Below are 25,079 nucleotides of genomic sequence, written 5' to 3' on the forward strand. Positions count from 1 at the left end.
CGACATGCGATTGATAGAGGTAAGGTATGAGCTTTTTTCACGCCAACCAGCGGGAAGCACTGAATCAGAGCCTGGCCGAAGTAAACGGCCAGATTAACGTCTCTTTTGAATTTTTCCCGCCGCGCACCAGTGAAATGGAGCAAACCCTGTGGAGCTCTATCGATCGTCTCAGCAGCCTGAAGCCGAAGTTTGTCTCCGTGACTTACGGTGCTAACTCCGGCGAGCGTGACCGTACGCACAGCATCATTAAAGGCATCAAAGATCGTACCGGTCTGGAAGCGGCGCCGCATCTCACCTGTATCGACGCGACCGGCGACGAATTACGGGCTATCGCCCAGGATTACTGGAATAACGGCATTCGTCATATCGTTGCCCTGCGCGGTGACCTGCCGCCGGGCAGCGGTAAGCCGGACATGTACGCCGCCGATCTGGTCGCGCTGCTGAAAGACGTGGCCGACTTTGATATCTCCGTTGCCGCTTATCCTGAGGTGCATCCGGAAGCGAAAAGTGCCCAGGCCGATCTGCTGAACCTCAGGCGTAAAGTGGACGCCGGTGCGAACCGCGCCATTACCCAGTTCTTCTTTGATGTGGAAAGCTACCTGCGTTTCCGTGACCGCTGCGTCTCCGCGGGCATCGACGTTGAAATTATCCCGGGCATTCTGCCGGTCTCTAACTTCAAACAGGCGAAGAAGTTCGCTGATATGACCAATGTTCGCATTCCGCTCTGGATGTCCAAAATGTACGAAGGGCTGGACGATGACCCGGAAACCCGCAAGCTGGTGGGGGCCAATATCGCGATGGACATGGTGAAAATTTTAAGCCGTGAAGGGGTGAAAGATTTCCACTTCTATACGCTGAACCGCGCGGAGATGAGCTACGCCATTTGCCATACGCTGGGCGTTCGTCCGGCGTAATAAGCACAAAGCCCTCATTTTTCGAGGGCTTTTTTGTCACGCGAATAGTTAAAAGGTATTAGCTATCGAATCTGTGGATTAATTCAACTATAACTTATTGCTAGTGGTGTATATCGTAACGGTAACACTGTAAAAGGGAGCATAGCGATGAGCACGTCAGACGAGACCAATAAAGCGGCATCGGTCGGCAAATGCCCGTTCCACCAGGGCGGCGTCGATCACAGCGCGGGCGCAGGTACAGGCAGCCGCGACTGGTGGCCAAAACAACTCCGCATCGATCTTCTTAACCAACATTCCAATCGTTCGAACCCGCTGGGTGAAGACTTCGACTACCGCAAAGAATTCAGCAAACTTGATTACTCCGCCCTTAAAGGCGACCTCAAAGCCCTTTTAACCGACTCTCAACCGTGGTGGCCTGCCGACTGGGGCAGCTATGCGGGCCTGTTTATCCGTATGGCCTGGCACGGCGCGGGTACCTATCGCTCCGTTGACGGGCGCGGTGGCGCTGGTCGCGGTCAACAGCGCTTTGCGCCGCTGAACTCCTGGCCGGATAACGTGAGCCTGGATAAGGCGCGCCGTCTGCTGTGGCCAATCAAGCAAAAATACGGACAAAAAATTTCCTGGGCCGACCTGTTTATCCTCGCGGGTAACGTGGCGCTGGAGAACTCCGGCTTCCGTACCTTTGGTTTCGGTGCCGGGCGTGAAGACGTCTGGGAACCGGATCTGGACGTGAACTGGGGTGATGAAAAAGCCTGGCTGACCCACCGTGACCCGGAGGCGCTGGCGAAGCGTCCTCTGGCCGCCACCGAAATGGGCCTGATCTACGTTAACCCGGAAGGGCCAAACGCCAGCGGTGAACCTCTTTCTGCTGCGGCGGCAATTCGTGCGACCTTCGGCAACATGGGGATGAACGACGAAGAGACCGTTGCGCTGATCGCGGGCGGCCACACCCTTGGCAAAACCCACGGCGCGGGTGAAGCCACCCACGTCGGCACCGACCCGGAAGCCTCGCCGATTGAAGCGCAGGGCCTGGGCTGGGCCAGCACGCACGGCACGGGAATTGGCGCAGATGCTATTACCTCCGGTCTGGAAGTCATCTGGTCACAAACCCCGACCCAGTGGAGCAACTACTTCTTCGAGAACCTGTTCAAATACGAATGGGTGCAGACCCGCAGCCCGGCGGGTGCGATTCAGTTTGAAGCCGTGGACGCGCCGGAAATCATGCCTGACCCGTTCGACCCGTCGAAAAAACGCAAACCTACCATGCTGGTCACCGACCTGACGCTGCGTTTTGACCCGGAATTCGAGAAAATTTCCCGTCGCTTCCTGAACGATCCGCAGGCCTTCAACGAAGCCTTCGCGCGCGCGTGGTACAAGCTGACCCACCGCGATATGGGGCCGAAATCGCGTTACCTTGGCCCGGAAGTGCCGAAAGAAGATCTGATCTGGCAGGACCCGCTGCCGCAGGCGGTGTTCAATCCGTCGAAAGAAGACATTGAAAGCCTGAAGGCGGAAATCGCTGCCTCTGGCCTCTCCGTGAGCGAACTGGTTTCCGTTGCCTGGGCGTCAGCTTCAACCTTCCGCGGCGGCGACAAGCGTGGCGGCGCCAACGGCGCGCGTCTGGCGCTGGCTCCTCAGCGCGACTGGGATGTTAACGCCGCAGCGGTTCGCGCATTGCCGGCTCTGGAAGCTATCCAGCGCACCACCAACAAAGCCTCTCTGGCCGATATCATCGTGCTGGCGGGCGTCGTGGGCGTTGAGCAGGCGGCGAAAGCGGCAGGCGTTTACGTCAACGTTCCGTTTACGCCGGGCCGCGTCGATGCGCGTCAGGATCAGACGGATATCGAGATGTTTAACCTGCTCGAACCCATTGCCGACGGCTTCCGCAACTACCGTGCGCAGGTGGATGTGTCCACCACTGAGTCACTGCTGATCGACAAAGCCCAGCAGCTGACGCTGACCGCGCCTGAGCTGACGGTGCTGATCGGTGGCCTGCGCGTGCTGGGTGCAAACTTTGATGGCAGCAAGAATGGCGTGTTTACCGACCGCGAGGGCGTGCTGAGCAACGATTTCTTCGTGAACCTGCTGGACATGAACACCCAGTGGAAGGCGACCGACGAATCTAATGAACTGTTTGCCGGAAGCGATCGCGCCAGCGGTGAAGTGAAATATACCGCCACCCGCGCCGATCTGGTCTTCGGTTCTAACGCCGTCCTGCGCGCGCTGGTAGAGGTTTATGCCAGCAGCGATGCCAGCGAGAAGTTCGTCCGCGACTTCGTAGCCGCATGGGCGAAGGTGATGGATCTGGACCGGTTTGACCTGCAGTAACCGTTGTGCCGGGTGGCGATAACGCTTACCCGGCCTACGGGCAAAAAAATCCCCGCTGATGCGGGGATTTTTATTCACGCAATTTACTCCCACTCCTGCAGGAACCGCTGCCCATACTGGTCGGCCACCAGCAGCGCCGCATACACCTGATCCGGCGTTACGCCGCCGGGCATGTTGTGAATGGTTTCCCCTTCGGCACAGGAGGCTTCCGCGATCAGACGCATTTTGGCCGGGATATCCTCTTTTATGTTCAGCTGCGCCAGCGTGATCGGCAGCCCAACGCTGTGACAAAGCGCCGCGACGGTCTCTATTTCTTCTACCGGCGCGTTTTCCAGCACCAGCTGCGTCAGCGTGCCAAACGCCACTTTTTCACCGTGATAGAAGTGGTGCGCGTCCGGTACCGCCGTCATACCGTTATGAATAGCGTGTGCCGCCGCCAGCCCGCCGCTTTCAAATCCTACGCCGCTGAGATAGGTATTGGCTTCGATAATGCGTTCAAGAGCAGGCGTCACCACATGCTGTTCTGCCGCCAGCATCGCTTTTTCACCCTCTTCAACCAGCGTGTTGTAGCACAGCTCGGCCAGCGCGAGTGCTGCCTGAGTACATTTGCCGCCCGCCATGGTGGTCGCGCCGCTGCGCGAGCAGGCGCGTGCTTCAAACCAGGTTGCCAGCGCATCGCCAATCCCGGCGGCCAGCAGGCGTGCCGGCGCACCCGCTACCACTTTGGTATCGACGATAACCATGTTCGGGTTGTGCGGCAGCATCAGATAGCGGTCGAACTCGCCGCTGTCGGTGTAAATAACGGAAAGGGCGCTGCACGGCGCATCGGTGGAGGCAATGGTTGGGGCAATAGCCACGGGTACGTCCATAAAATGGGCCAGCGCTTTGGCGGTATCGAGCGTTTTACCTCCACCGATACCCAACACCGCCAGACAGTCGGCGCTGTCGGCCAGCTTTTTCAGGCGATCGATTTCATTTTGTGAACATTCGCCACTAAACGGCGCGATTTCGGCATGCAGTTCGGCTTTTTTAAAACTCTGGCGCAGGGTCTCTTCGGCAAAACCCAGCACAAATTTATCGCCGACGACCAGCCAGCGATTGGCCAGGGGTTTCAGATAGTCGCCGAGACGGGTAAGCACATCAGCGCCCTGGATATATTTTCCCGGCGATTGAATGATACGTTCCATAACAGTTCTCCCTTAGAGGTTGAGGTTACCAAACGCGTTTTTCCAGTCCTGCTCGAACTTCTCTATGGCTGACTCTACCGCTGGCGTGCCGAGCATTTGTTGCGCTACGTCTAAGGGAAGCGTGATTGCCTCGCATCCCGCCAGCAGGCAGTCCAACGCCTGACGCGGCGTTTTGAAGCTGGCGGCCAGCACTTTACTGTCCGGCGCGTGCAGTTCCAGCAGGGACTGCAGTTCCTGAACCATGCGAATGCCGTCACCACCCTGCGCGTCAACGCGGTTTACGTACGGTGCGACATATTTCGCGCCTGCCAGTGCGGCAAGCAAACCCTGCGCAGCGCTGTAAACGGCAGTACCTAGCGTGGTTATCCCCTCTTTTTTCAATGCCTTAATCGCGATGAGCCCCTGAGCCGTCACCGGGATTTTCACCACGATGCCAGGGACGGCGTTACTCAGGCGTTTGGCCTCCGCCACCATGCCTTCGGCATCGCGGCTCATGGTTTGAGCAAACAGCGTGCCTTCCGGTCCGATGGCTTTTTGCAGACGCGGCAGCACATCCCAGATGGATTCACGGCTGGCGGCAATAATGCTCGGGTTGGTGGTGACGCCCGCAATGGGAAAGATGCGCGCCAGGCGTTCAACTTCCGCCACGTTGGCGGTATCCAGGTACAGTTCCATCACACTTCCTCGTTTTACAGTTCTAATTCGTGTTGTAGCAGGGAAGCAATCGCCTCCCCGGAGCTGGCGTTAACCAGCGCGTTGCGGAAATCGGCATGCATGATGCGGCGGGCCAGGCGGGAGAAAATACGCATATGCTGGTCGCCCGCGGCGTGTTTGTTCAGCGTCAGCATGATGATGAATTGTGCTTCTTCATCTCCCCACATGACGGGGCTTCTCAGGCGTGCAACGCTGATGGTGGATTGCTCAATATGCTCAGACTTGCTGTGCGGAATGGCGAAGCTGAAGCCAAGCCCGGTGGAGAAAACGGCTTCGCGCGCCCACAGATCGGCCTCCAGCTTGCGGGGGTAGCGGCAACGTCCGGCGAGCAGCAGGTTATCGGTCATCCCTTTCATGACCTCTTCTTTACTGTTCCAGTCGTTATCCAGCGAAATACAGCGTGGCGTCACCAGCGGTGTGTCCTGCTGATTCATGCGGAACTGCGCCAGCAGGTGTTCCACTTCAAGCGAAGTGCGACACGCCATGGCCTGATTCAGCAACTGGCGGCAGGCGCGGCTGTCAAGCTGTGCCAGACGCGCCTTGGTTGCCGGAATGGCGGGCGACCCCATGCTCAGCTCGTCCAGGCCCAGGCCCACCAGCAATGGCAGCACTGAACCTTTTGCGCCCAGCTCGCCGCACAGGCCAACCCATTTCCCCTGGCGATGGACGGCCTGTACTGCATAATCCAGCGCCCTCAGGAAGGCCGGGTTCAGGCTGTTGTAATGGCGTGTGACTTTGGCGTTGTCGCGGTCAACGGCCAGCAGATACTGCGTCAGGTCATTACTACCGATGCTAAAGAAATCAATCTCTTCGCAGCACTGATCGATGATGAACATCACCGAAGGGACTTCCAGCATGATGCCGAGCGGGATTTTCTCATCAAACGGAATATGTTCAGCCCGGAGCTGCTGTTTCGCTTCGGCAAGTTTCTCTTTCACCCACAGGATCTCTTCCATAGAAGAGATCATCGGGATCATGATCTTCAGGCTGCCGTGAGCAGAGGCGCGCAGGATCGCCCGAAGCTGGGTGGTGAAAAGCGCTGCATACTCTTCGTAAATGCGGACGGCGCGGTAGCCGAGAAACGGGTTATTTTCAGCCGGGATATTCAGGTACGCCACCGGTTTATCGCCGCCGATATCCATGGTGCGCACGATAATGCTGCGCCCGTTTGCGCTTTCCAGTGCCTGACAGAAAATATTGTACAGCTCGTTTTCACCGGGCGCGCTGCTGCGGTCCATATAAAGCATTTCGGTGCGAAACAGGCCAACGCCCTCGGCGCCGTTCCCAAATGCTGCCTGCGCTTCCACCGCATGGGCGATGTTCGCGGCGATCTCAATGCGCAGGCCGTCGGCGGTTCTGGCTTCCCGGCCAAGCCAGATGCGCTGCTGCTCGCGTAGTGCCTGTTGTACCCGTGCTTCCTGTCGGTAGTAGCGCGCTACCGCATCGCTGGCGTTGACCATGACCGCACCGGCATTGCCATCGATAAATACGGGTTTATTGCGCCACTGCAGCAGGCTTTCGCTGTCAACGCCCACCAGCGTCGGAATATTAAAGGAGCGTGCAAGAATAACGGTGTGCGAGGTTGTTCCGCCGCTTTTTAACAGCAGCCCTTTGAGCAGGGTTTTATCGAGTTCCAGGAACTGGCCGGGCGTAAGATCGTCGGCAAGGCAGACGCTCGGCTGAGTGAGCTGTCCCGGTGCCGGGAAGCGTTGTTCACCATAAATTTGTTGCAAGAGTTGATAGCAAACATCGCGCACATCCAGCACACGTTCCTGTAAGTAGCTGCTGCTGGAGCAAGAGAACGCATCGCAGAAATGGTTGGCTGTGGCGATTATCGCTTGCGCGCAGCTCAAACCCTGGCTCACTCCTGCAAGCAGATGCTGGCGCAAAGAGGTATCCGTTGCCAGCGAACGATGTGCCTCAAGAATGGCGCAGGCGGTGCTGTCGCTGTCCAGCGCGCGCAGCTCAATGTTTTTCACCAGCAGGGTGAGGCCGTTATCCAGCGCTGACTGTTCATCTTCCACGTTTTTCGCGTCGGGTAAATCCGTCAGTGCATTGAGATCCAGCGAGGTCAGCAAGGTCAACACGCCCCGGGCGCTACCGCTGCAAACAGGCAGGGCGCGGAATAGCGTTGGATTAAGGCGCGCGAGAGATTCTGGCAGCGGATCAAGCTCGGTATTGGGGGCTTCCGCAAGCGGCGCGTCGCAGTGGGGAAACTCTTCCCGGAGCCATTGTTCCAGCTGTTGATGGGCGCTCTGCTCATCTTCACCGTGGATCACCAGACGACAGGCGTCGCCTGCCAGCGTGTCGGTGCCAATAAGTGCCAGTGCGCTCTTGGCATTCCCTTTGCGGTCTGTGCGCAGGTTGTGCCACTCGATTTGCGAGATAAACGTATTGCACAGCGTCTCTACATGACTTGCCGGACGCGCGTGAACACCGTTGGGCAATTCACAGGTAAATTCCACTACCAGAGCCATACACACTCCTGAAACTCATCATCATTCATTGGGGAACAGCATACGAGCGTGTTGATGACGCGCGCCATGTGACAAATCTGCCAAAAGCTGGACAAATGTAATATCACGTGAAAAGTGAGATTTGACTCACAGGTTGTGGCGGTTTGTCTTATGCGTAACGTCTACAGGAAATGTCGAGGCGGATCGCATTTTCATTTCAATCTTACAAAAATCCAGTAAATGACCTTTTTGTCTCCTGTCCGCCGTCTTCCTGATTGCCTATTGTTTGCCACAACATCTTTATGGTTTTTGGTCAGGAGCGACATATGAAAGAGTTGGTGCATATTCTCAAGAACACGCGGCAGCATCTGATGACTGGGGTGTCGCACATGATCCCGTTCGTGGTCGCGGGCGGTATTTTGCTGGCGGTGTCGGTCATGCTGTACGGCAAGGGCGCGGTACCGGATGCCGCAACCGATCCCAACCTCAAAAAGCTATTTGATATCGGCGTGGCGGGGTTAACGCTGATGGTGCCTTTCCTGGCCGCCTATATTGGCTATTCCATTGCCGAGCGCGCCGCGCTTGCTCCCTGCGCTATTGCCGCGTGGGTCGGTAACAGCTTCGGTGCGGGGTTCTTCGGCGCCATTATTGCCGGGATCCTCGGCGGGATTGTGGTCTGGTATCTGAAAAAACTGCCGGTCCCGAAAGTCCTGCGCTCCGTCATGCCTATCTTCATCATCCCTATCATCGGCACCTTTGTTACCGCGGGCATCATGATGTGGGGTCTGGGCGAACCTGTTGGTGCGTTGACGACGGGCTTAACCCAGTGGCTGCAAGGGATGCAGCAGGGCAGCATCGTCGTGTTGGCCATCATCATGGGGTTGATGCTGGCCTTCGACATGGGTGGCCCGATTAATAAAGTCGCCTATGCCTTCATGCTGATCTGCGTTGCTCAGGGAGTCTACACCGTGGTGGCGATTGCGGCAGTCGGTATCTGTGTGCCACCGCTGGGATTAGGCCTGGCGACGTTGATTAATCGCAAGAATTTTACCGGTGAAGAGCGTGAAGCGGGTAAGGCTGCATTAGTGATGGGCTGCGTGGGGGTTACCGAAGGGGCCATTCCGTTCGCCGCTGCCGATCCTATGCGTGTCATTCCCTCCATCATGCTGGGCTCGGCGTGTGGCGCAGTGACGGCTGCTGTGATGGGTGCGCAATGTTATGCGGGATGGGGCGGGCTTATCGTTCTCCCTGTGGTGGAAGGCAAACTGGGCTACATCGCGGCGGTCGCCGTAGGGGCTGTGGTGACGGCCATTAGCGTCAACGTGCTGAAGAGTATTGCCCGCAAGAATGCAAAACAGGTCGAGGAAAAAGAGGACGACCTGGATCTGGATTTCGAAATTAACTGAGTGAGGAAGAGAACATGGCCCGAATTATCGCAGTAACAGCATGCCCGTCAGGCGTTGCCCATACCTACATGGCGGCCGAAGCGCTGGAAAGCGCCGCTAAAGCCAAAGGCTGGGAAGTGAAGGTTGAAACGCAGGGGTCGATTGGTCTTGAGAACGAGCTGAATGCTGAGGATATCGCCGCAGCGGATATGGTGATCCTGACCAAAGATATTGGCATTAAGTTCGAAGAACGTTTTACCGGGAAAACCATCGTGCGCGTCAATATCAGCGACGCGGTTAAACGTGCCGACGCCATTATGAACAAAATTGATGCCCACCTGGCGCAAACCGCCTGACGCTCTCCCGCCCTTCGGGGCGGGCTTGTTTTCCGTTACAGGAGTTCCTTCATGACGAATCGTACCCAGCGTTTGAAAGACGCACTCTTTGCCAGCCCGCGTGAAATTTCGCTTGAGCGTGCTTTGCTCTATACCGCCAGCCATCAGCAGACGGAAGGCGAGCCGGTTATCCTCAGGCGAGCAAAAGCCACGGCGTACATTCTTGACCATGTGAACATCGCGATTCGTGATGAGGAACTGATTGCCGGCAACCGGACCGTTAAACCGCGCGCGGGCATTATGTCTCCTGAGATGGATCCGTACTGGCTGCTTAAGGAGCTGGATCAGTTCTCCACTCGTCCACAGGACCGCTTTGAAATCAGCGAAGAGGATAAGCAGATCTACCGTGACGTGCTTTATCCCTACTGGGAAAAACGGTCGATGAAGGATTTCATCAACAGCCAGATGACGGATGAGGTGAAAGCCGCTGTGGGGACGCAAATTTTCAGCGTCAACCAGACGGACAAAGGGCAGGGGCATATCATTATTGATTATCCGCGCCTGCTCAATAACGGCCTGGGTGCGCTGGTGGAAGAATTGCGCGAACACTGCGCCCGCGATGCGCAGAACACGTTTTATGCCGCCGCGCTGATTCTGCTTGAAGCGTCCCAGCGTCATATTCTGCGCTACGCCGCGCTGGCTGAAACGCTTGCTACCGTCTGTGATGAAGCTTCACGGCGAGAAGAATTACGGAAGATTGCAGAAATCTCGCGCCACAACGCGCAGCATAAGCCGCAAACGTTCTGGCAGGCGTGTCAGTTGTTCTGGTATATGAACGTGATTTTGCAATATGAATCTAACGCCAGCTCGCTCTCCATCGGGCGCTTTGACCAGTATATGCTGCCGTTTTATCAGGCTTCGCTCTCGCGGGGCGAGGAGCCCGCGTTCCTGAAAGAGATTCTGGAATCGCTGTGGGTGAAGTGCAATGACGTGGTGCTTTTACGCTCGACCAGCAGCGCCCGCTATTTTGCCGGTTTCCCAACGGGTTATACCGCTTTGTTGGGTGGCCTGACGGAGAACGGTCGTAGCGCGGTGAACGTGCTTTCCTTCCTGTGCCTGGATGCTTATCAGAGCGTTCAGCTTCCTCAACCGAACCTTGGCGTGCGGGTTAACGAACTTATCGACAGGCCTTTCCTGCTTAAAACGGCAGAGACGATCCGCCTGGGCACCGGTATTCCGCAGATTTTCAATGATGAAGTGGTGGTGCCTGCTTTCCTGAATCGGGGGGTGTCGCTGGAAGACGCGCGCGATTACGCGGTGGTTGGCTGTGTAGAACTGTCGATTCCGGGTAAAACCTATGGGCTACACGATATCGCGATGTTTAACCTGCTGAAGGTGATGGAAATCGCGATGCAGGAGAACGAAGGCAACACAGCGCTGAGTTATGAAGGGTTGCTGGAGCATATTCGCACTAAAATTAATCACTATATTGCTCTGATGGTCGAGGGGAGCAATATCTGTGATATAGGCCATCGTGACTGGGCTCCGGTACCGTTGCTCTCTTCTTTTATCAGCGATTGTCTGGAGGTGGGAAAAGACATCACCGATGGTGGCGCACGCTATAACTTCTCTGGTGTACAGGGGATCGGGATAGCCAACCTGAGTGATTCACTCCACGCGCTGAAAGGGCTGGTCTTTGAACAGCAGCGCTTAAGTTTTGATGAGCTCTTAGCCGTATTAAACGCTAATTTTGCCACGCCTGAGGGCAAAAAAATCCGCGCACGGTTGATTAATCGCTTCGAAAAATACGGCAATGATATCGATGATGTCGACAACATCAGCGCTGAACTGCTGCGCCACTACTGTAAAGAGGTCGAAAAATACCGTAACCCGCGCGGCGGGCAGTTCACGCCGGGTTCTTATACCGTGTCGGCACACGTGCCGCTAGGCGCGGTTGTAGGGGCAACGCCCGATGGCCGTTTTGCCGGCGAACAGCTGGCCGACGGTGGGCTCTCGCCGATGCTTGGGCAAGATATGCAGGGTCCAACGGCGGTACTTAAATCGGTAAGCAAGCTGGATAACTATCTGTTATCAAACGGTACGCTGCTAAACGTTAAATTCACCCCTGCGACGCTGGAAGGCGATGCCGGGCTGCAAAAGCTGGCGGATTTCCTCCGTGCCTTCACCCAGCTTAAGCTGCAGCATATCCAGTTCAACGTGGTGAACGCGGAAACACTGCGTGAAGCGCAACAGCGTCCGCAGGATTTTGCCGGGCTGGTGGTGCGCGTTGCCGGATACAGCGCCTTCTTTGTTGAGTTATCGAAGGAGATCCAGGATGACATTATCCGCCGCACAGCGCATCAGCTGTGACGTGATGGAAACGCGCGCCGAGGTGGCGCGTATTTTCAACATTCAGCGCTACTCATTGAATGACGGTCGCGGCATCCGCACGGTAGTTTTTTTTAAAGGCTGCCCTCACCGCTGTCCGTGGTGCGCGAATCCGGAGTCGATCTCGCCGAGAATCGAGACGGTGCGCAGAGAAAGTAAATGTCTGCACTGCGCCCCCTGCCTGCGGGACGCAGTTGAGTGCCCGTCCGGTGCCTTCGGGCATATCGGAAGAGATGTGACCCTGGATGAGCTGGAAAACGAGGTAATGAAAGACGATGTATTCTTTCGTTCCTCGGGAGGCGGAGTGACGCTTTCGGGTGGGGAAGTGTTGCTACAGGCGCCTTTCGCAACTCAGTTTCTTCAGAGGCTGCGTCGTTTCGGCGTGCATACGGCCATCGAAACGGCAGGCGATGCGCCTTTGTCCCGATTAATGCCGCTGGCCCACCAGTGTGATGAAGTGCTGTTTGATTTGAAGATCATGGACACGGCGCTGGCCCAATCCGTTTTGGCTATGAATCTCCCCAGGGTGCTGGATAATTTCCGCCAGCTGGTGGCAGACGGGATAAACGTGATTCCCCGCGTCCCGCTTATTCCTGGCTATACGCTCAACGAAACGAACATGGCGCGCGTGCTGGCTTTCCTGCTACCTTCAGGAATACGGCAGCTGCATTTATTGCCCTTCCATCAGTATGGGGAGCCAAAATACCGTCTGCTGGGACAGGAGTGGGGAATGAGGCAAGCGATCCCTCCGACAGAAGATGAGGTGTCAGCGATGCGTCAACTGGCAGAGCGCGAAGGTTACAACGTTACCCTGGGAGGTTGAATATGACAGTGATAACGGGACGTCATCTGGTGGCGGTGACCGCGTGCGTCAGTGGCGTCGCACATACCTATATGGCTGCCGAACGGCTGGAAAAGCTTTGCCAGCAGGAGAAGTGGAACGTTAACATCGAGACGCAGGGAGCGCTGGGCGTCGAGAGCGAGCTTACGGAAGAGGACATCCGGCGTGCCGATGTCGTATTGCTGATTACCGATATAGAACTGGCGGGCAGTGAGCGTTTCGAGAATGCGCGCTACGTGAAGTGCGGTATTAGCGCCTTTTTACGTGATCCACAAAAGGTGATGGGGGCGGTGCGTAAGATATTAGCCGCTCCGCAGCATACTCAGGTCATTCTGGACTGACGGCTTTCCCGGTGAGCTGGCTATGATACTGGCGACGGTATTCTGACGGCGAACGCTCCGTGTTCTTGCGAAATAACCGGCAGAAATAGTTGCTGTCGACAAATCCGCAGGCATGGGCCACCTCTTTCACTTTTAAATCATACCCTTTCAACAGCTGGCGCGCGTGTTCCAGTCGGGTCTGCGTCAGATACTCATTGAAACCCACTGCGCCCGTTTTCTGAAACAGATGCGACAGGTAGTTTGGGGAGATATAAAACGCCTGCGCAACGGATTCCCGGGTAAGCGGAGTGGCGTAGTGCTCGTCAATATAGACCCGAATCGCTTCAAAAAGAGCCTGGCTGCGGGAGGCGGTTTGGATCTGACTCCCCAGCAGGTCGACGCAGTGGCTAAGCAGGCTGGCGATAATCAGCCGTGCGGTTTGCTGCTCGTGCGGTTGCATCTGCATTTCATGGAGCGTCTGTAAGAGAAGCGAGCCAATGCGCGGACCGCGGCGGGCAACGTGCTGCTTCACCAGGTTACGAACGTCTACTCCATCCCAGTGTAGAAGGCTAAACCCAAGCTGCTGTTTGCCAAACAGGATGCTCAGCGTTGTTGCGGGGGCTTGCCATTGTGGATTATTCCAGCCGCCAGCTGGGACGTATAAGACATCACCCCGCTGTAAAACGCAGCCAGCCATGTCTTTCATCGAACCTTCGATCACGATCTCCAGACGCGGAAAATCGACCTGCAAGGCAAGTTCGGGGGCGGAGATCGCTGGGTTTGCAAAATGCACCTGACGCAGCGGCTTTATGCCGTTGATCAGGTCAGTCAGGATGTTGGCAATGTCGTGGTGCATGGTGAAGATACCAGGGTATTGCCCGGCGAGCGTAGCGCCGCCGGGCATAAAGTATTAGCCGGTGTTACGCATACCCGCAGCAACGCCCGCAATTGTCACCATCAACGCCTGTTCAACGCGTGGGTCCGGCTCTTTACCTTCTTCTTCCGCCAGACGCGAACGGTGCAGCAGTTCTGCCTGCAGGACGTTCAGCGGGTCGGTGTAGATGTTACGCAGCTGAATAGACTCGGCAATCCACGGCAGGTCCGCCATCAGATGTGAGTCGTTGGCAATGTCCAGCACCACTTTGATGTCGCCTTCCAGCAGTTCGCGCAGCTCTTTACCCAGCGCCCACAGCTCTGGTTTCACCAGACGCTGGTCGTAGTATTCCGCCAGCCACAGGTCGGCTTTCGAGAAGACCATCTCCAGCATGCCCAGACGGGTAGAGAAGAACGGCCAGTCGCGGCACATGGTTTCCAGTTCGCTCTGTTTGCCGTCTTCCACCACTTTTTGCAGCGCGGCACCGGCACCCAGCCAGGCGGGCAGCATCAGGCGGTTCTGCGTCCAGGCGAAGATCCACGGGATCGCGCGCAGAGACTCTACGCCACCGGTTGGGCGGCGCTTCGCAGGACGTGAACCCAGCGGCAGTTTACCCAGTTCCTGCTCAGGCGTGGCCGAGCGGAAGTAAGGAACGAAATCTTTGTTTTCACGTACGTAGCCGCGGTACAGATCGCAGGAGATATCAGACAGCTCGTCCATGATATGGCACCAGGATGCTTTCGGCTCCGGCGGTGGCAGCAGGTTTGCTTCCAGGATAGCGCTGGTATAGAGCGACAGGCTGCTGATGGTCACTTCCGGCAGACCGTACTTGAAGCGGATCATCTCGCCCTGCTCGGTGACGCGCAGGCCGCCTTTCAGGCTTCCCGGCGGCTGTGACAGCAGCGCTGCGTGTGCAGGTGCGCCGCCACGGCCAATCGAGCCACCGCGTCCGTGGAACAGGGTCAGTTCAATACCGGCTTTTTCGCAGGTTTTGATCAGTGCGTCCTGCGCCTGATACTGCGCCCAGGATGCCGCCATCACGCCCGCATCTTTCGCGGAGTCGGAATAGCCAATCATCACCATCTGTTTGCCCTGAATAAAGCCGCGGTACCAGTCGATATTCAGCAGCTGGGTCATGACGTCGTTGGCGTTGTTCAGGTCGTCGAGGGTCTCAAACAGCGGGGCGACCGGCAGGGCGTAGTCGATTCCCGCTTCTTTCAGCAGAAGGTGAACGCCCAGCACGTCGGACGGCGTCTTCGCCATAGAGATCACATAGGCGGCCACCGATCCTTTCGGTGCGTCCACGATCGCTTTACAGGTGTTGAGCACTTCGCGGGTTTCGTTGCTTGGCTCCCAGTTACGCGGCAGCAGAGGGCGCTTCGAGTTCAGCTCGCGGATCAGGAAGGCCTGTTTGTCGGCTTCGGACCAGCTTTCATAGTCGCCGATGCCGAGATAGCGGGTCAGCTCGCCCAGCGCTTCGGTATGACGGGTACTTTCCTGACGCACGTCGATACGCACCAGCGGCACGCCGAAACACTTCACTCGGCGCAGGGTGTCCAGCAGTTCGCCGTTAGCGATGATGCCCATCCCGCACGCCTGAAGTGATTTATAACAGGCATACAGCGGCTCCCAGAGCTGTTCGTTCTGGCTGAGCAGACCTTCTGGTTTTGGCAGGCGCTGACCTTTCAGCCGCGCTTCCAGCCAGGCCTGTGTGGCCATCAGCTGACCACGCAGTTTCTTCATCAGGAAACGGTACGGCTCGCTGGCGCCTTCTTCTCCGGCCAGCGCGCGCAGTTCCGGCGTCGCTTCAACCATCGACAGTTCGGAGATCAGCACCTGAATGTCTTTCAGGAACAGGTCGGTCGCTTTCCAGCGGCTCAGGAGCAGGACGTGACGGGTGATTTCTGCGGTCACGTTCGGGTTGCCGTCGCGGTCGCCGCCCATCCAGGAGGTGAAGCGCACCGGAACAAAGTCGACCGGCAGGCGGTAGCCAAGGTTCTCTTCCAGCTGTTCGTTCAGCTCGCGCAGGTAGTTAGGCACCCCTTCCCACAGGCTGTTTTCCACCACCGCAAAGCCCCATTTGGCTTCGTCGACCGGGCTTGGACGATGCTTACGAATTTCATCGGTGTGCCAGGACTGGGCAATCAGCTGGCGCAGACGGCGCATCAGCTGGTTGCGTTCGTAGTCGGCAATGTCTTTGTTATCCAACTGCTTCAGACAGTTGTTCACTTCCACCATTTTGTGGATCAGGGTGCGACGGGTAATTTCGGTGGGGTGTGCGGTCAGCACCAGCTCCAGCGAAAGCGACTCCACCGCTTTTTTGATGGTGGCTTCGTTGAGGTCTGGCTGGTCTTTCAGTTTACGAAGGGTGCGGGCAATGACTTCCGGGTTGCTGGCCGCTTCGCCATTTGGCGAAATGCTGTGGTATTGCTCAGCGGTGTTGGCCAGGTTCAGGAACTGGCTGAATGCGCGTGCAACGGGCAGCAGCTCATCGTTAGAGAGGTTCTGCAAGGTGGTGAGCAGCTCCTGACGACTGGCCTCGTTACCGGCACGGGAAGATTTAGACAGCTTGCGGATGGTTTCAACGCGGTCGAGGATGTTCTCCCCCAACGCGTCTTTGATGGTATCTCCAAGCACTTTGCCGAGCATACTGACATTACTACGCAACGCGGAATATTGTTCGTTCATAAAAACCCAGTCACCCCATCATTTTTGTTTATGCCCAGGCGAAAATTTTCTGGACATTATTTTGTCATCTCCCTTTATAAAGCCACGTAAAACCCCCGTCGTCAATTGCTGCGAAAACGGTTCAGCAAACGAATAAATGAGGGCAATTTACGAAATTTAATTCGCATTGCGTCAGATAAGAGATGCTTATGAAAATGTACAGGGGAAAGGGAGTAAACGCTAAAAATGGTAACTTCTGTTGCCATTTTGTTTGTATGTCCGGCCTTTTTTTCGCAAAAAAAATGCGGACCACGGGGTCCGCAAAAGTTCACGTTGGCTTTAGTTGTTCGAGTTTTGAGAGAAACTCGCTGACGGAGCGGGGACGTCAAGGGTCAAACACGTGCCGCCTCGTCTGTGTGGTGTATTATTCAACAGAATGCTTGATAGGGATAATCGTTCGTTGCTATGCTATCTATCGCCATGAACTATCGTGGCGACGGAGGATGAATAATGAATATTCGCGATCTTGAATACCTGGTAGCGTTAGCTGAGCATCGTCACTTTCGCCGCGCGGCAGACTCCTGCCACGTCAGCCAGCCCACGCTGAGCGGCCAGATCCGCAAGCTGGAAGATGAGCTGGGCGTGATGCTGCTGGAGCGCACCAGTCGTAAGGTTCTGTTTACACAGGCAGGTCTGCTGCTGGTGGATCAGGCGCGCACCGTGCTGCGCGAGGTCAAAGTGCTCAAGGAAATGGCAAGCCAGCAGGGGGAAGCGATGTCCGGCCCGCTGCATATTGGCCTGATCCCAACCGTTGGCCCGTACCTGTTGCCGCACATCATTCCGATGCTGCACCAGACGTTCCCGAAACTCGAAATGTACCTGCATGAAGCGCAAACCCATCAGCTGCTGGCGCAGTTAGACAGCGGCAAGCTCGACTGCGCCATTCTGGCGCTGGTGAAAGAGAGTGAAGCCTTTATTGAAGTGCCGCTGTTCGATGAGCCGATGATGTTGGCGATCTATGAAGATCACCCGTGGGCGAACCGCGATCGCGTACCGATGGCCGATCTGGCCGGTGAAAAGCTGCTGATGCTGGAAGATGGCCACTGCCTGCGCGACCAGGCGATGGGCTTTTGCTTTGAAGCGGGTGCGGATGAGGATACCCATTTCCGCGCAACCAGCCTGGAAACGCTGCGTAATATGGTCGCGGCGGGAAGCGGTATTACGCTGCTGCCTGCGCTGGCCGTGCCGCGCGAGCGTAAACGTGATGGCGTGGTTTATCTGCCGTGCATTAAGCCGGAGCCGCGCCGCACTATCGGCCTGGTGTATCGTCCGGGTTCACCGCTGCGCAGCCGCTATGAGCAGCTGGCAGAGGCCATCCGTGGTTCGATGGATGGCCATTTCGACAGCGCGTTAAAACAGGCGGTTTAAGCCGTTCAGCGCAGCTACCCGATAGGCTTCCGCCATGGTCGGGTAGTTAAAGGTGGTGTTAACGAAGTACTCAATGGTGTTACCACCGCCTTTCTGCTCCATTATCGCCTGGCCGATATGAATGATTTCCGCGGCGCGTTCACCAAAGCAGTGAATACCGAGGATCTCTTTGGTCTCGCGATGGAACAGGATCTTCAGCGTTCCCACGCTCATCCCCACGATTTGCGCCCGCGCCAGATGTTTAAACTGGGCACGACCCACCTCGTAAGGCACCTTCATTGACGTCAGCTGCTGCTCGGTTTTCCCGACTGAACTGATTTCAGGAATAGTGTAGATCCCCGTTGGGATATCTTCGATCAGGTGCGCCGTCGCTTCGCCTTTTACCAGCGCCTGTGCGGCAATGCGTCCCTGGTCGTAAGCGGCTGAGGCCAGGCTTGGGTAGCCAATCACGTCGCCGACCGCGTAAACGTGCGGTAGCGCGGTCTGGTACATGCTGTTGACCTTCAGCTGACCGCGGCTGTCGGTCTCAAGCCCGATATTTTCCAGCTGCAGTGAATCGGTGTTGCCGGTACGACCGTTGGCGTACAGCAGACAGTCTGCTTTCAGCTTCTTACCGGACTTCAGGTGCATGATCACCCCGTCGTCACAGCCTTCGATTTTCTCGTACTCTTCGTTGTGGCGAATCACCACGCCGCTGTTCCAGAAGTGGTAGGAGAGAGAGTCCGACATCTCCTGATCCAGGAACGCCAGCAGACGGTCACGGGTGTTGATCAGGTCAACTTTGACGTCCATTCCGCGGAAGATCGACGCATATTCGCAGCCAATGACCCCTGCGCCATAGATAATGACGTGGCGGGGCTCATGGTGCAGGCTCAGAATCGAGTCGCTGTCGTAGACGCGCGGATGCGAGAAGTCCACGTCGGCCGGATGGTAAGGGCGTGAGCCGCAGGCGATCACAAATTTTTCAGCCGTGATGGTTTCAACCGAACCGTCATGGCATTCGAGTGCCAGGGTGTGTTCATCCACAAAATGCGCGTTGCCCTGCAAAATTTCACAGTGGTTACGCTCATAAAATCCCTGACGCATGCGTGTCTGCTGGTTAATAACGGTATCCGCGTGATTCAGGATGTCAGCAAAGGATGAACGAAGAAGTCGGGAGTGGTCGCTGTAAAGAGGGTTCTGGTTAAATTCGATAATGCGGCTAACGGCGTGGCGGAGGGCTTTCGAAGGGATGGTGCCCCAGTGGGTGCAACCGCCGCCGACATTATGGTAGCGCTCGATGACCGCTACTCTGGCTCCCTGTTTCACCAGACCCATAGCTGCACCTTCGCCGCCGGGGCCGGAACCAATAACTATTGCGTCGTAATCGTAGGAATGTGGCATGGTAAGGCTTACCTGTTCTTATACATAAAAGCAACAGAATCATAACATCATTGGCAGAGTAACCCAATTATCGTTGTGCTTTTTTCGGGCAGTGGAGCACAAACCGCACGTAAACAATCATTCACAAAGCCAGGCAAACAGATTAATTTTATTCTCTGGTATAGTGCCATCAGGCCTTTGGAAGGATTCAACTATCGTGATGGGCGTAAGAGCACAACAAAAAGAGAAAACCCGGCGTTCGCTGGTGGAAGCCGCATTCAGTCAACTGAGTGCTGAGCGGAGTTTTGCCAGTTTGAGCCTGCGAGAAGTCGCACGCGAGGCCGGGATTGCGCCAACGTCCTTCTATCGTCACTTCCGTGATGTGGATGAACTGGGCCTGACCATGGTCGACGAGAGCGGTCTGATGCTGCGCCAGCTGATGCGCCAGGCGCGTCAGCGTATCGCCAAAGGGGGCAGCGTGATCCGCACCTCCGTATCGACTTTTATGGAATTTATTGGCAATAACCCCAACGCGTTTCGTCTGCTTCTGCGCGAGCGTTCGGGCACATCGGCGGCGTTTCGTGCCGCCGTCGCGCGTGAAATTCAGCACTTCATCGCGGAACTTGCCGACTATCTTGAACTCGAAAACCATATGCCGCGGGCGTTTACTGAAGCACAGGCCGAGGCGATGGTGACGATTGTTTTCAGCGCGGGTGCCGAAGCGCTGGACGTCAGCATTGAACAACGCAAGCAGCTCGAAGAGCGACTGGTATTGCAGCTCAGGATGATCTCCAAAGGCGCGTACTACTGGTATCGCCGTGAACAAGAGAAACTGGCACATCAAACCGAAGAGTGAAGGTGAGTAATGAAACAGTCAGGTCAGGATAAAGGGACGCTGTTGCTGGCATTGATCGCTGGCTTATCCATTAATGGTACGTTTGCCGCTATTTTTAGCTCAATCGTTCCATTTTCGATTTTCCCGCTTATTGCGCTGGTGCTGACGGTTTACTGCCTGCATCAACGTTACCTGAACCGCACCATGCCGGTGGGGTTACCGGGGCTGGCCGCTGCCTGCTTTATTCTGGGCGTATTGCTGTATAGCACGGTGGTTCGCGCGGAGTATCCGGATATCGGCTCTAACTTCTTCCCTGCGGTACTGTCTGTGGCGCTGGTGTTCTGGATTGGCTCGCGCATGCGTAGCCGTAAAAGCCAGTTACCAGAGTAATGAATTATTTGTAGGGCAGGTAAGCGAAGCGCCACCTGCCAAAAACGCCGGATGGCGCTACGCTTATCCGGCCTACAGATCACCGTGCGGTAAGTAAAACGCCGCACTCCATATGGTGTGTATACGGGAACTGATCGAACAGCGCCAGACGTTCAACCTTATGCGTCTGGCCTAATGTTTCGAGGTTCTTGCACAGCGTCTCCGGGTTACAGGAGATGTACAAAATACGCGGGTACGCCTGCACCATCTTCTCGGTTTCGCTGTCCAGGCCACTGCGCGGCGGGTCGACAAAAATTGTCTCACACTGGTAGCTCTTGAGATCGATCCCTTCCAGGCGGTTAAACTGGCGTACGCCGTTCATGGCCTGCGTGAACTCTTCCGCGGCCATACGAATAATCTGCACGTTGTCGATATGGTTAGCGGCGATGTTGTACTGCGCGGCAGCCACCGACGGCTTGGCGATTTCCGTCGCCAGAACGCGATCGAAGTTACGCGCCAGCGCCAGCGAGAAGTTGCCGTTACCGCAGTAGAGCTCAAGCAGATCGCCCGTTGACCCTTCCGTCGCCTTCAGCGCCCACTCCAGCATCTGCACGTTCATCGCGGCATTCGGCTGGGTGAAGCTGTTCTCGACCTGACGATACACCATCTCTTTACCTGCCACCGGCAGGCGTTCGTCGATGTAGTCCTGATCCAGCATAATTTTGGTTTTTGTCGCGCGGCCAATCAGGTGAACGTTGATGTTCTGCGCGCGCAGCGCATCGCGCAGCGCTTCTGCCTGCTCGCGCCACTCGTCGTTAAGCGCTTTGTGGTACAGCAGAGAGACAATCGCCTGATTGCTTTGCGTGGTCAGGTAGTCAATCTGGAACAGCTTGTTACGCAGTACCGGATTGTTGCGCACGCCGTCCATTATCAACGTCATCAACTGGTTAATGAGTTCGCTCGCCGCCGGAAAGCTGTCCACGCGGATACGGGATTTCGTCTGCTGATCGAAAATGATGTGGTACAGGTCGTCACCGTCGTGCCAGATGCGGAACTCGGCGCGCATGCGGTAGTGGCTGACAGGAGAGCGGAACACCTCGGGAACGGGCGCGTTGAAAGGCGTCATCATACTTTGCAGGCGGACGACTTTCTCTGCCAGCTGCGCGTCGTACTGTTCTGTCGGGAGGTGTTCTGGGGTCATGATGCGTCCTGAGTGATAAAGAATTACGCGGGGATTGTAGGCATTGTTCAGGGGATGTCCAGATTTAATGGGCAATAGCTGTCTGGACATCCATACGTGTCTAATTGTAGCATTCTGTTTCCGGTCTCCTGAGAGTGAAAAGGGAATCCAGTGTAAATCTGGAGCTGACGCGCAGCGGTAAAGACTGGCGGGATGAGCGTTGTAGACACTGTGAAAATGGGAAGTCTTCATCCTTATATAGCCACCTAGCCCGAAGACCTGCCGGGATCACGTCGCATTTGGTTTCATCATCGCGTGCTATCGATGAGGCCTGCGGCATCCTTCTTATATTGTGGATGCTTTAACAATGATTAAAAAAGTATCGCTGTTGACGGCGTTGTCCGTCACGGCATTTTCGGGCTGGGCGCAGGATAGCGCCGACTCGTTGGTGGTGACGGCAAATCGTTTTGAACAACCTGAAAAAACTATTCTGGCTGCAAACACGGTTGTTACGCGTGCCGATATTGACCGCTGGCAATCAACCTCAGTCCTGGATGTTATGCGTCGCCTGCCCGGCGTGGATACGGCGCAAAGTGGTGGGATGGGGCAACTCTCTTCTCTCTTTATACGTGGCACCAACTCCAGCCACGTCCTGATCCTTGTTGATGGGATCCGCCTTAACCAGGCGGGCGTCACGGGGTCATCCGATCTCAGCCAGTTCCCGATCTCCCTGGTGCAGCGTATCGAATATGTTCGTGGACCGCGTTCGGCGGTATACGGCTCGGACGCGATCGGCGGAGTCGTAAACATTATTACCACTCGCGCGAAGGACGGTACCACGCTGAATGCAGGCGTAGGGTCGCATGGTTACCAGAATTATGGCGGCAGTACTCAGCAAACATTGGGCGACAGCACGCGCGTCACGCTTGCGGGTGATTACACCTATACCAAAGGGTTTGATGTGGTTGCGGACGGCAACAATGGTGGCCTTGCCCAGACCGATCGCGACGGCTTTATGAATAAAACGCTCTATGGTGCAGTGGATCACGCATTCTCGGAGCAGTGGAGCGGATTTGTTCGCGGCTTTGGCTACAGCAACCGTACTGCCTACGACGGTTACTACAGTTCATTTACCCCTGACGTACTGGTCGATACCCGCCAGCTCTATAGTCAGACCTGGGATGCAGGATTGCGCTTCAACGATGACATCTTCCATTCACAGTTGCTCACCAGCTATAGCCACAGCAAGGACTATAACTACGACCCAAATTTGGGCCGCTACGATTCGACAGCCACGCTGGATGAAATCAAACAGTACAACGTCCAGTGGATCAACTCCGTTGATGTTGGCCATGGAAACATTGGCGCGGGCGTTGACTGGCAGAAGCAGAGCACCGAGCCGGGTACAAACTACGTGACCAACGGCTACGACCTGCGTAACACCGGCCTTTACCTGACCGGGTTGCAGCAGTTTGGTGACTTCACTCTGGAAGGAGCGGTTCGCAGCGATGACAACTCTCAGTTCGGTCGCCATGGCACCTGGCAAAGTAGTGCGGCCTGGGAGTTCGTGGAGGGTTACCGCTTCGTTGCTTCGTATGGTACGGCCTATAAAGCACCGAATCTGGGACAACTCTATGGTTTCTATGGCAATGACCATCTTGATCCAGAAGAGAGCAAGCAGTGGGAAGGTGCGTTTGAAGGCCTGACGGCGGGCGTGAGCTGGCGCGTTTCTGGCTACCGTAATGACGTTGATAATCTCATCGACTTCGATAATAACCTTCAGCAATATTACAACGTCGGTAAAGCGCGCATTAAAGGTGTGGAAGCGACGGCATCGTTTGATACGGGTCCGTTGACGCATACTGTAGGCTACGACTATGTGGATGCCCGCAATGCCGCAACCAACGAACTTCTGGACCGTCGTGCTAAACAGCAGGTGAAATATCAGCTCGATACGCAGATCTATGATTTCGACTGGAGCCTGACTTATCACTATCTCGGTACGCGTTACGACACTGACTTTGGTGCTTATCCGTCTGAGAAAGTAAAAATGGGCGGTGTCAGCCTGTGGGATGTCGCAGTTTCGTATCCTGTCACCTCACATCTCACAGTTCGTGGTAAAATAGCCAACCTGTTCGATAAAGATTACGAGACAGTTTATGGCTACCAAACTGCAGGACGGGAATACACCTTGTCTGGCAGCTACACCTTCTAACCCGCGTCCCACCGTGCTGGTGTTTGATTCCGGCGTTGGTGGGCTTTCGGTCTATGATGAGATTCGGCATCTCCTGCCGGATCTCCATTACATCTACGCCTTCGATAACGTCGCTTTCCCGTATGGGGAAAAGAGCGAAGATTTTATTGTTGAGCGTGTGGTTGAAATCGTCACCGCGGTACAAAAGCGCTATCCCCTTGCGCTGGCCGTCATCGCCTGTAATACGGCGAGCACCGTTTCTCTTCCCGCCCTGCGTGAAAAATTCCCGTTCCCGGTTGTGGGCGTCGTTCCTGCAATAAAGCCAGCCGCGCGCCTGACGGCGAACGGCATTGTGGGTTTGCTGGCAACGCGAGGCACGGTAAAGCGTCCTTATACCCGCGAACTGATCGACCGTTTTGCCAACGAATGCCAGATTGCGATGCTTGGTTCGGCTGAACTGGTGGAGATGGCTGAAGCGAAGCTGCATGGAAAGGCGGTATCACTCGACGAGCTGCGTCGTATTCTTCGTCCGTGGCTGCGCATGCCTGAACCCCCGGATACCGTTGTGCTGGGGTGCACCCACTTCCCGCTATTACAGGAAGAGCTATTAGAGGTGTTCCCGGAGGGAACGCGCCTGGTGGATTCCGGTGCGGCTATCGCCCGTCGTACGGCCTGGTTGCTGGAGCATGAAGCGCCGGATGCGAAATCTATCGATGCGAATATTGCGTTTTGTATGGCCATCACGAAAGAGACTGAGCAACTTTTACCCGTTTTACGCCGTTATGGCTTTGAAACGCTCGAAAAACTGGCGCTGTAGCACGGTTTTGAGCAAAAAAGAGACGGTTGAAAGTTTTTTTTAAAAGAGGGGTTGTCAACGTCTGAGAACTCCCTATAATGCGCCTCCACTGACACGGAACAACGGCTTACAGGCCGCCGGGTTAGCGGGGTTCAGAGATGAACGCCGGCAGAGAAAAGCAAAAATAATCGCTTGACTCTGAATGAGGAAAACGTAATATACGGGACCTCGCAACGGTGAGCTTAACGCCGCGTTGCAACTGCTCTTTAACAATTTATCAGACAATCTGTGTGGGCACTCAAAGTGACATGGATTCTTAACGTCCTCGGACGAAAAATGAATACCAAGTCTCTGAGTGAACATACGTAATTCATTACGAAGTTTAATTCACGAGCATCAAACTTAAATTGAAGAGTTTGATCATGGCTCAGATTGAACGCTGGCGGCAGGCCTAACACATGCAAGTCGAGCGGTAACACAGGGAGCTTGCTCCCGGGTGACGAGCG

Annotated in this window: 19 protein-coding genes, 1 rRNA gene and 1 riboswitch; of the genes, 13 read left to right on the forward strand and 7 right to left on the reverse strand. The window is 55.9% G+C overall.

The window, feature by feature from the left end:
* Window positions 1–26 precede the first annotated feature (26 nt).
* Window positions 27–914 (forward strand): methylenetetrahydrofolate reductase, encoded by an 888-nt coding sequence (gene metF, locus LA04_RS21050; protein WP_047653033.1) that lies wholly within the window; start codon window positions 27–29, stop codon window positions 912–914.
* Window positions 915–1,061: 147 nt separating this feature from the next.
* Entirely contained in the window at window positions 1,062–3,242 is a 2,181-nt protein-coding gene (gene katG / locus LA04_RS21055; protein ID WP_047653035.1) for a catalase/peroxidase HPI, read from the forward strand.
* Between the two features lie 83 nt (window positions 3,243–3,325).
* On the opposite strand, the gene gldA is transcribed toward katG, so the two are convergent.
* Genes gldA through ptsP form a run of 3 tightly spaced genes read right to left on the reverse strand, consistent with a single transcriptional unit; the run spans window position 3,326 to window position 7,620 of the window.
* Entirely contained in the window at window positions 3,326–4,429 is a 1,104-nt protein-coding gene (gene gldA / locus LA04_RS21060) for a bifunctional L-1,2-propanediol dehydrogenase/glycerol dehydrogenase (RefSeq protein WP_047653036.1), read from the reverse strand.
* 12 nt (window positions 4,430–4,441) lie between these two features.
* A complete protein-coding gene (fsa, locus tag LA04_RS21065) occupies window positions 4,442–5,104 on the reverse strand; it encodes a fructose-6-phosphate aldolase (protein ID WP_047653037.1) in 663 nt (220 codons plus the stop codon).
* A 14-nt stretch (window positions 5,105–5,118) separates the two neighbouring features.
* Window positions 5,119–7,620, reverse strand: a complete 2,502-nt coding sequence (ptsP, locus tag LA04_RS21070; RefSeq protein WP_047653038.1) for a phosphoenolpyruvate--protein phosphotransferase — start codon at window positions 7,618–7,620, stop codon at window positions 5,119–5,121.
* 305 nt (window positions 7,621–7,925) lie between these two features.
* Between ptsP and LA04_RS21075 the strand changes: the two genes are divergently transcribed.
* Genes LA04_RS21075 through LA04_RS21095 form a run of 5 tightly spaced genes read left to right on the forward strand, consistent with a single transcriptional unit; the run spans window position 7,926 to window position 12,889 of the window.
* The gene (locus tag LA04_RS21075) at window positions 7,926–9,005 is read left to right on the forward strand and encodes a PTS fructose transporter subunit EIIC (protein ID WP_047653039.1); all 1,080 of its coding nucleotides are present in this window, start codon (window positions 7,926–7,928) and stop codon (window positions 9,003–9,005) included.
* A 14-nt stretch (window positions 9,006–9,019) separates the two neighbouring features.
* Window positions 9,020–9,340: a PTS fructose-like transporter subunit IIB gene (locus LA04_RS21080; protein ID WP_024909180.1), complete on the forward strand. Its 321-nt coding sequence runs from the start codon at window positions 9,020–9,022 to the stop codon at window positions 9,338–9,340.
* A 51-nt stretch (window positions 9,341–9,391) separates the two neighbouring features.
* Window positions 9,392–11,689 carry a formate C-acetyltransferase gene (locus LA04_RS21085; protein ID WP_047653044.1) on the forward strand — a complete coding sequence of 766 codons (2,298 nt, stop codon included), beginning with the start codon at window positions 9,392–9,394 and terminating at the stop codon, window positions 11,687–11,689.
* Window positions 11,655–12,530: a [formate-C-acetyltransferase]-activating enzyme gene (locus LA04_RS21090; protein ID WP_047653046.1), complete on the forward strand. Its 876-nt coding sequence runs from the start codon at window positions 11,655–11,657 to the stop codon at window positions 12,528–12,530. Before LA04_RS21085 ends, LA04_RS21090 begins: the two co-directional genes overlap by 35 nt.
* Window positions 12,531–12,532: 2 nt before the next feature.
* The gene (locus LA04_RS21095; protein ID WP_047653047.1) at window positions 12,533–12,889 is read left to right on the forward strand and encodes a PTS fructose-like transporter subunit IIB; all 357 of its coding nucleotides are present in this window, start codon (window positions 12,533–12,535) and stop codon (window positions 12,887–12,889) included.
* Here the strand turns inward: LA04_RS21095 and LA04_RS21100 are convergent.
* Both LA04_RS21100 and ppc read right to left on the reverse strand, forming a co-directional pair.
* Window positions 12,876–13,724, reverse strand: coding sequence for a helix-turn-helix transcriptional regulator (locus tag LA04_RS21100; RefSeq protein ID WP_047653059.1), 849 nt, complete (start codon window positions 13,722–13,724; stop codon window positions 12,876–12,878). The two genes, LA04_RS21095 and LA04_RS21100, sit on opposite strands and share 14 nt — an antisense overlap.
* A 54-nt stretch (window positions 13,725–13,778) precedes the next feature.
* Complete coding sequence (ppc, locus tag LA04_RS21105) at window positions 13,779–16,430, reverse strand: phosphoenolpyruvate carboxylase (protein ID WP_047653049.1); 2,652 nt, start codon at window positions 16,428–16,430, stop codon at window positions 13,779–13,781.
* Between the two features lie 489 nt (window positions 16,431–16,919).
* On the opposite strand from ppc, the gene oxyR reads away from it, so the two are divergent.
* Window positions 16,920–17,837: a DNA-binding transcriptional regulator OxyR gene (oxyR, locus tag LA04_RS21110; RefSeq protein ID WP_023309664.1), complete on the forward strand. Its 918-nt coding sequence runs from the start codon at window positions 16,920–16,922 to the stop codon at window positions 17,835–17,837.
* Here oxyR and sthA read toward each other — a convergent pair.
* Window positions 17,820–19,220, reverse strand: a complete 1,401-nt coding sequence (gene sthA, locus LA04_RS21115) for a Si-specific NAD(P)(+) transhydrogenase (RefSeq protein ID WP_008501785.1) — start codon at window positions 19,218–19,220, stop codon at window positions 17,820–17,822. The genes oxyR and sthA overlap by 18 nt on opposite strands.
* Before the next feature lie 196 nt (window positions 19,221–19,416).
* On the opposite strand from sthA, the gene fabR reads away from it, so the two are divergent.
* Together fabR and LA04_RS21125 are read left to right on the forward strand one after the other, a co-directional pair.
* A complete protein-coding gene (gene fabR / locus LA04_RS21120; RefSeq protein ID WP_008501784.1) occupies window positions 19,417–20,055 on the forward strand; it encodes an HTH-type transcriptional repressor FabR in 639 nt (212 codons plus the stop codon).
* Window positions 20,056–20,064: 9 nt separating this feature from the next.
* Window positions 20,065–20,424 carry a YijD family membrane protein gene (locus LA04_RS21125; RefSeq protein WP_008501783.1) on the forward strand — a complete coding sequence of 120 codons (360 nt, stop codon included), beginning with the start codon at window positions 20,065–20,067 and terminating at the stop codon, window positions 20,422–20,424.
* A gap of 79 nt (window positions 20,425–20,503) precedes the next feature.
* Here the strand turns inward: LA04_RS21125 and trmA are convergent, their stop codons facing one another.
* Window positions 20,504–21,604 (reverse strand): tRNA (uridine(54)-C5)-methyltransferase TrmA, encoded by a 1,101-nt coding sequence (gene trmA, locus LA04_RS21130; RefSeq protein WP_047653051.1) that lies wholly within the window; start codon window positions 21,602–21,604, stop codon window positions 20,504–20,506.
* Between the two features lie 104 nt (window positions 21,605–21,708).
* Window positions 21,709–21,884: riboswitch (cobalamin riboswitch) on the forward strand.
* 66 nt (window positions 21,885–21,950) lie between these two features.
* Here trmA and btuB point away from each other — a divergent pair.
* The 3 genes from btuB to LA04_RS21145 all read left to right on the forward strand — a co-directional run.
* Entirely contained in the window at window positions 21,951–23,798 is a 1,848-nt protein-coding gene (gene btuB / locus LA04_RS21135) for a TonB-dependent vitamin B12 receptor BtuB (RefSeq protein ID WP_047653053.1), read from the forward strand.
* Complete coding sequence (gene murI, locus LA04_RS21140) at window positions 23,743–24,594, forward strand: glutamate racemase (protein WP_047653055.1); 852 nt, start codon at window positions 23,743–23,745, stop codon at window positions 24,592–24,594. Before btuB ends, murI begins: the two co-directional genes overlap by 56 nt.
* A gap of 383 nt (window positions 24,595–24,977) precedes the next feature.
* A 16S ribosomal RNA gene (locus LA04_RS21145) occupies window positions 24,978–25,079 on the forward strand; the annotation flags it as partial.

It is taken from the genome of Enterobacter sp. UCD-UG_FMILLET (assembly GCF_000762975.1).
GTDB lineage: Bacteria > Pseudomonadota > Gammaproteobacteria > Enterobacterales > Enterobacteriaceae > Enterobacter > Enterobacter dykesii.

Bases quoted from the DNA above. Each gene is read 5' to 3' on its own strand.
- LA04_RS21125 (WP_008501783.1), top strand. From the start codon at position 20,065: ATGAAACAGTCAGGTCAGGATAAAGGGACGCTGTTGCTGGCATTGATC.
- trmA (WP_047653051.1), bottom strand. From the start codon at position 21,604: ATGACCCCAGAACACCTCCCGACAGAACAGTACGACGCGCAGCTGGCA.
- LA04_RS21085 (WP_047653044.1), top strand. From the start codon at position 9,392: ATGACGAATCGTACCCAGCGTTTGAAAGACGCACTCTTTGCCAGCCCG.
- ptsP (WP_047653038.1), bottom strand. From the start codon at position 7,620: ATGGCTCTGGTAGTGGAATTTACCTGTGAATTGCCCAACGGTGTTCAC.
- sthA (WP_008501785.1), bottom strand. From the start codon at position 19,220: ATGCCACATTCCTACGATTACGACGCAATAGTTATTGGTTCCGGCCCC.
- ppc (WP_047653049.1), bottom strand. From the start codon at position 16,430: ATGAACGAACAATATTCCGCGTTGCGTAGTAATGTCAGTATGCTCGGC.
- LA04_RS21080 (WP_024909180.1), top strand. From the start codon at position 9,020: ATGGCCCGAATTATCGCAGTAACAGCATGCCCGTCAGGCGTTGCCCAT.
- fsa (WP_047653037.1), bottom strand. From the start codon at position 5,104: ATGGAACTGTACCTGGATACCGCCAACGTGGCGGAAGTTGAACGCCTG.
- LA04_RS21095 (WP_047653047.1), top strand. From the start codon at position 12,533: ATGACAGTGATAACGGGACGTCATCTGGTGGCGGTGACCGCGTGCGTC.
- LA04_RS21090 (WP_047653046.1), top strand. From the start codon at position 11,655: ATGACATTATCCGCCGCACAGCGCATCAGCTGTGACGTGATGGAAACG.
- oxyR (WP_023309664.1), top strand. From the start codon at position 16,920: ATGAATATTCGCGATCTTGAATACCTGGTAGCGTTAGCTGAGCATCGT.
- gldA (WP_047653036.1), bottom strand. From the start codon at position 4,429: ATGGAACGTATCATTCAATCGCCGGGAAAATATATCCAGGGCGCTGAT.
- metF (WP_047653033.1), top strand. From the start codon at position 27: ATGAGCTTTTTTCACGCCAACCAGCGGGAAGCACTGAATCAGAGCCTG.
- btuB (WP_047653053.1), top strand. From the start codon at position 21,951: ATGATTAAAAAAGTATCGCTGTTGACGGCGTTGTCCGTCACGGCATTT.
- katG (WP_047653035.1), top strand. From the start codon at position 1,062: ATGAGCACGTCAGACGAGACCAATAAAGCGGCATCGGTCGGCAAATGC.
- LA04_RS21075 (WP_047653039.1), top strand. From the start codon at position 7,926: ATGAAAGAGTTGGTGCATATTCTCAAGAACACGCGGCAGCATCTGATG.
- LA04_RS21100 (WP_047653059.1), bottom strand. From the start codon at position 13,724: ATGCACCACGACATTGCCAACATCCTGACTGACCTGATCAACGGCATA.
- murI (WP_047653055.1), top strand. From the start codon at position 23,743: ATGGCTACCAAACTGCAGGACGGGAATACACCTTGTCTGGCAGCTACA.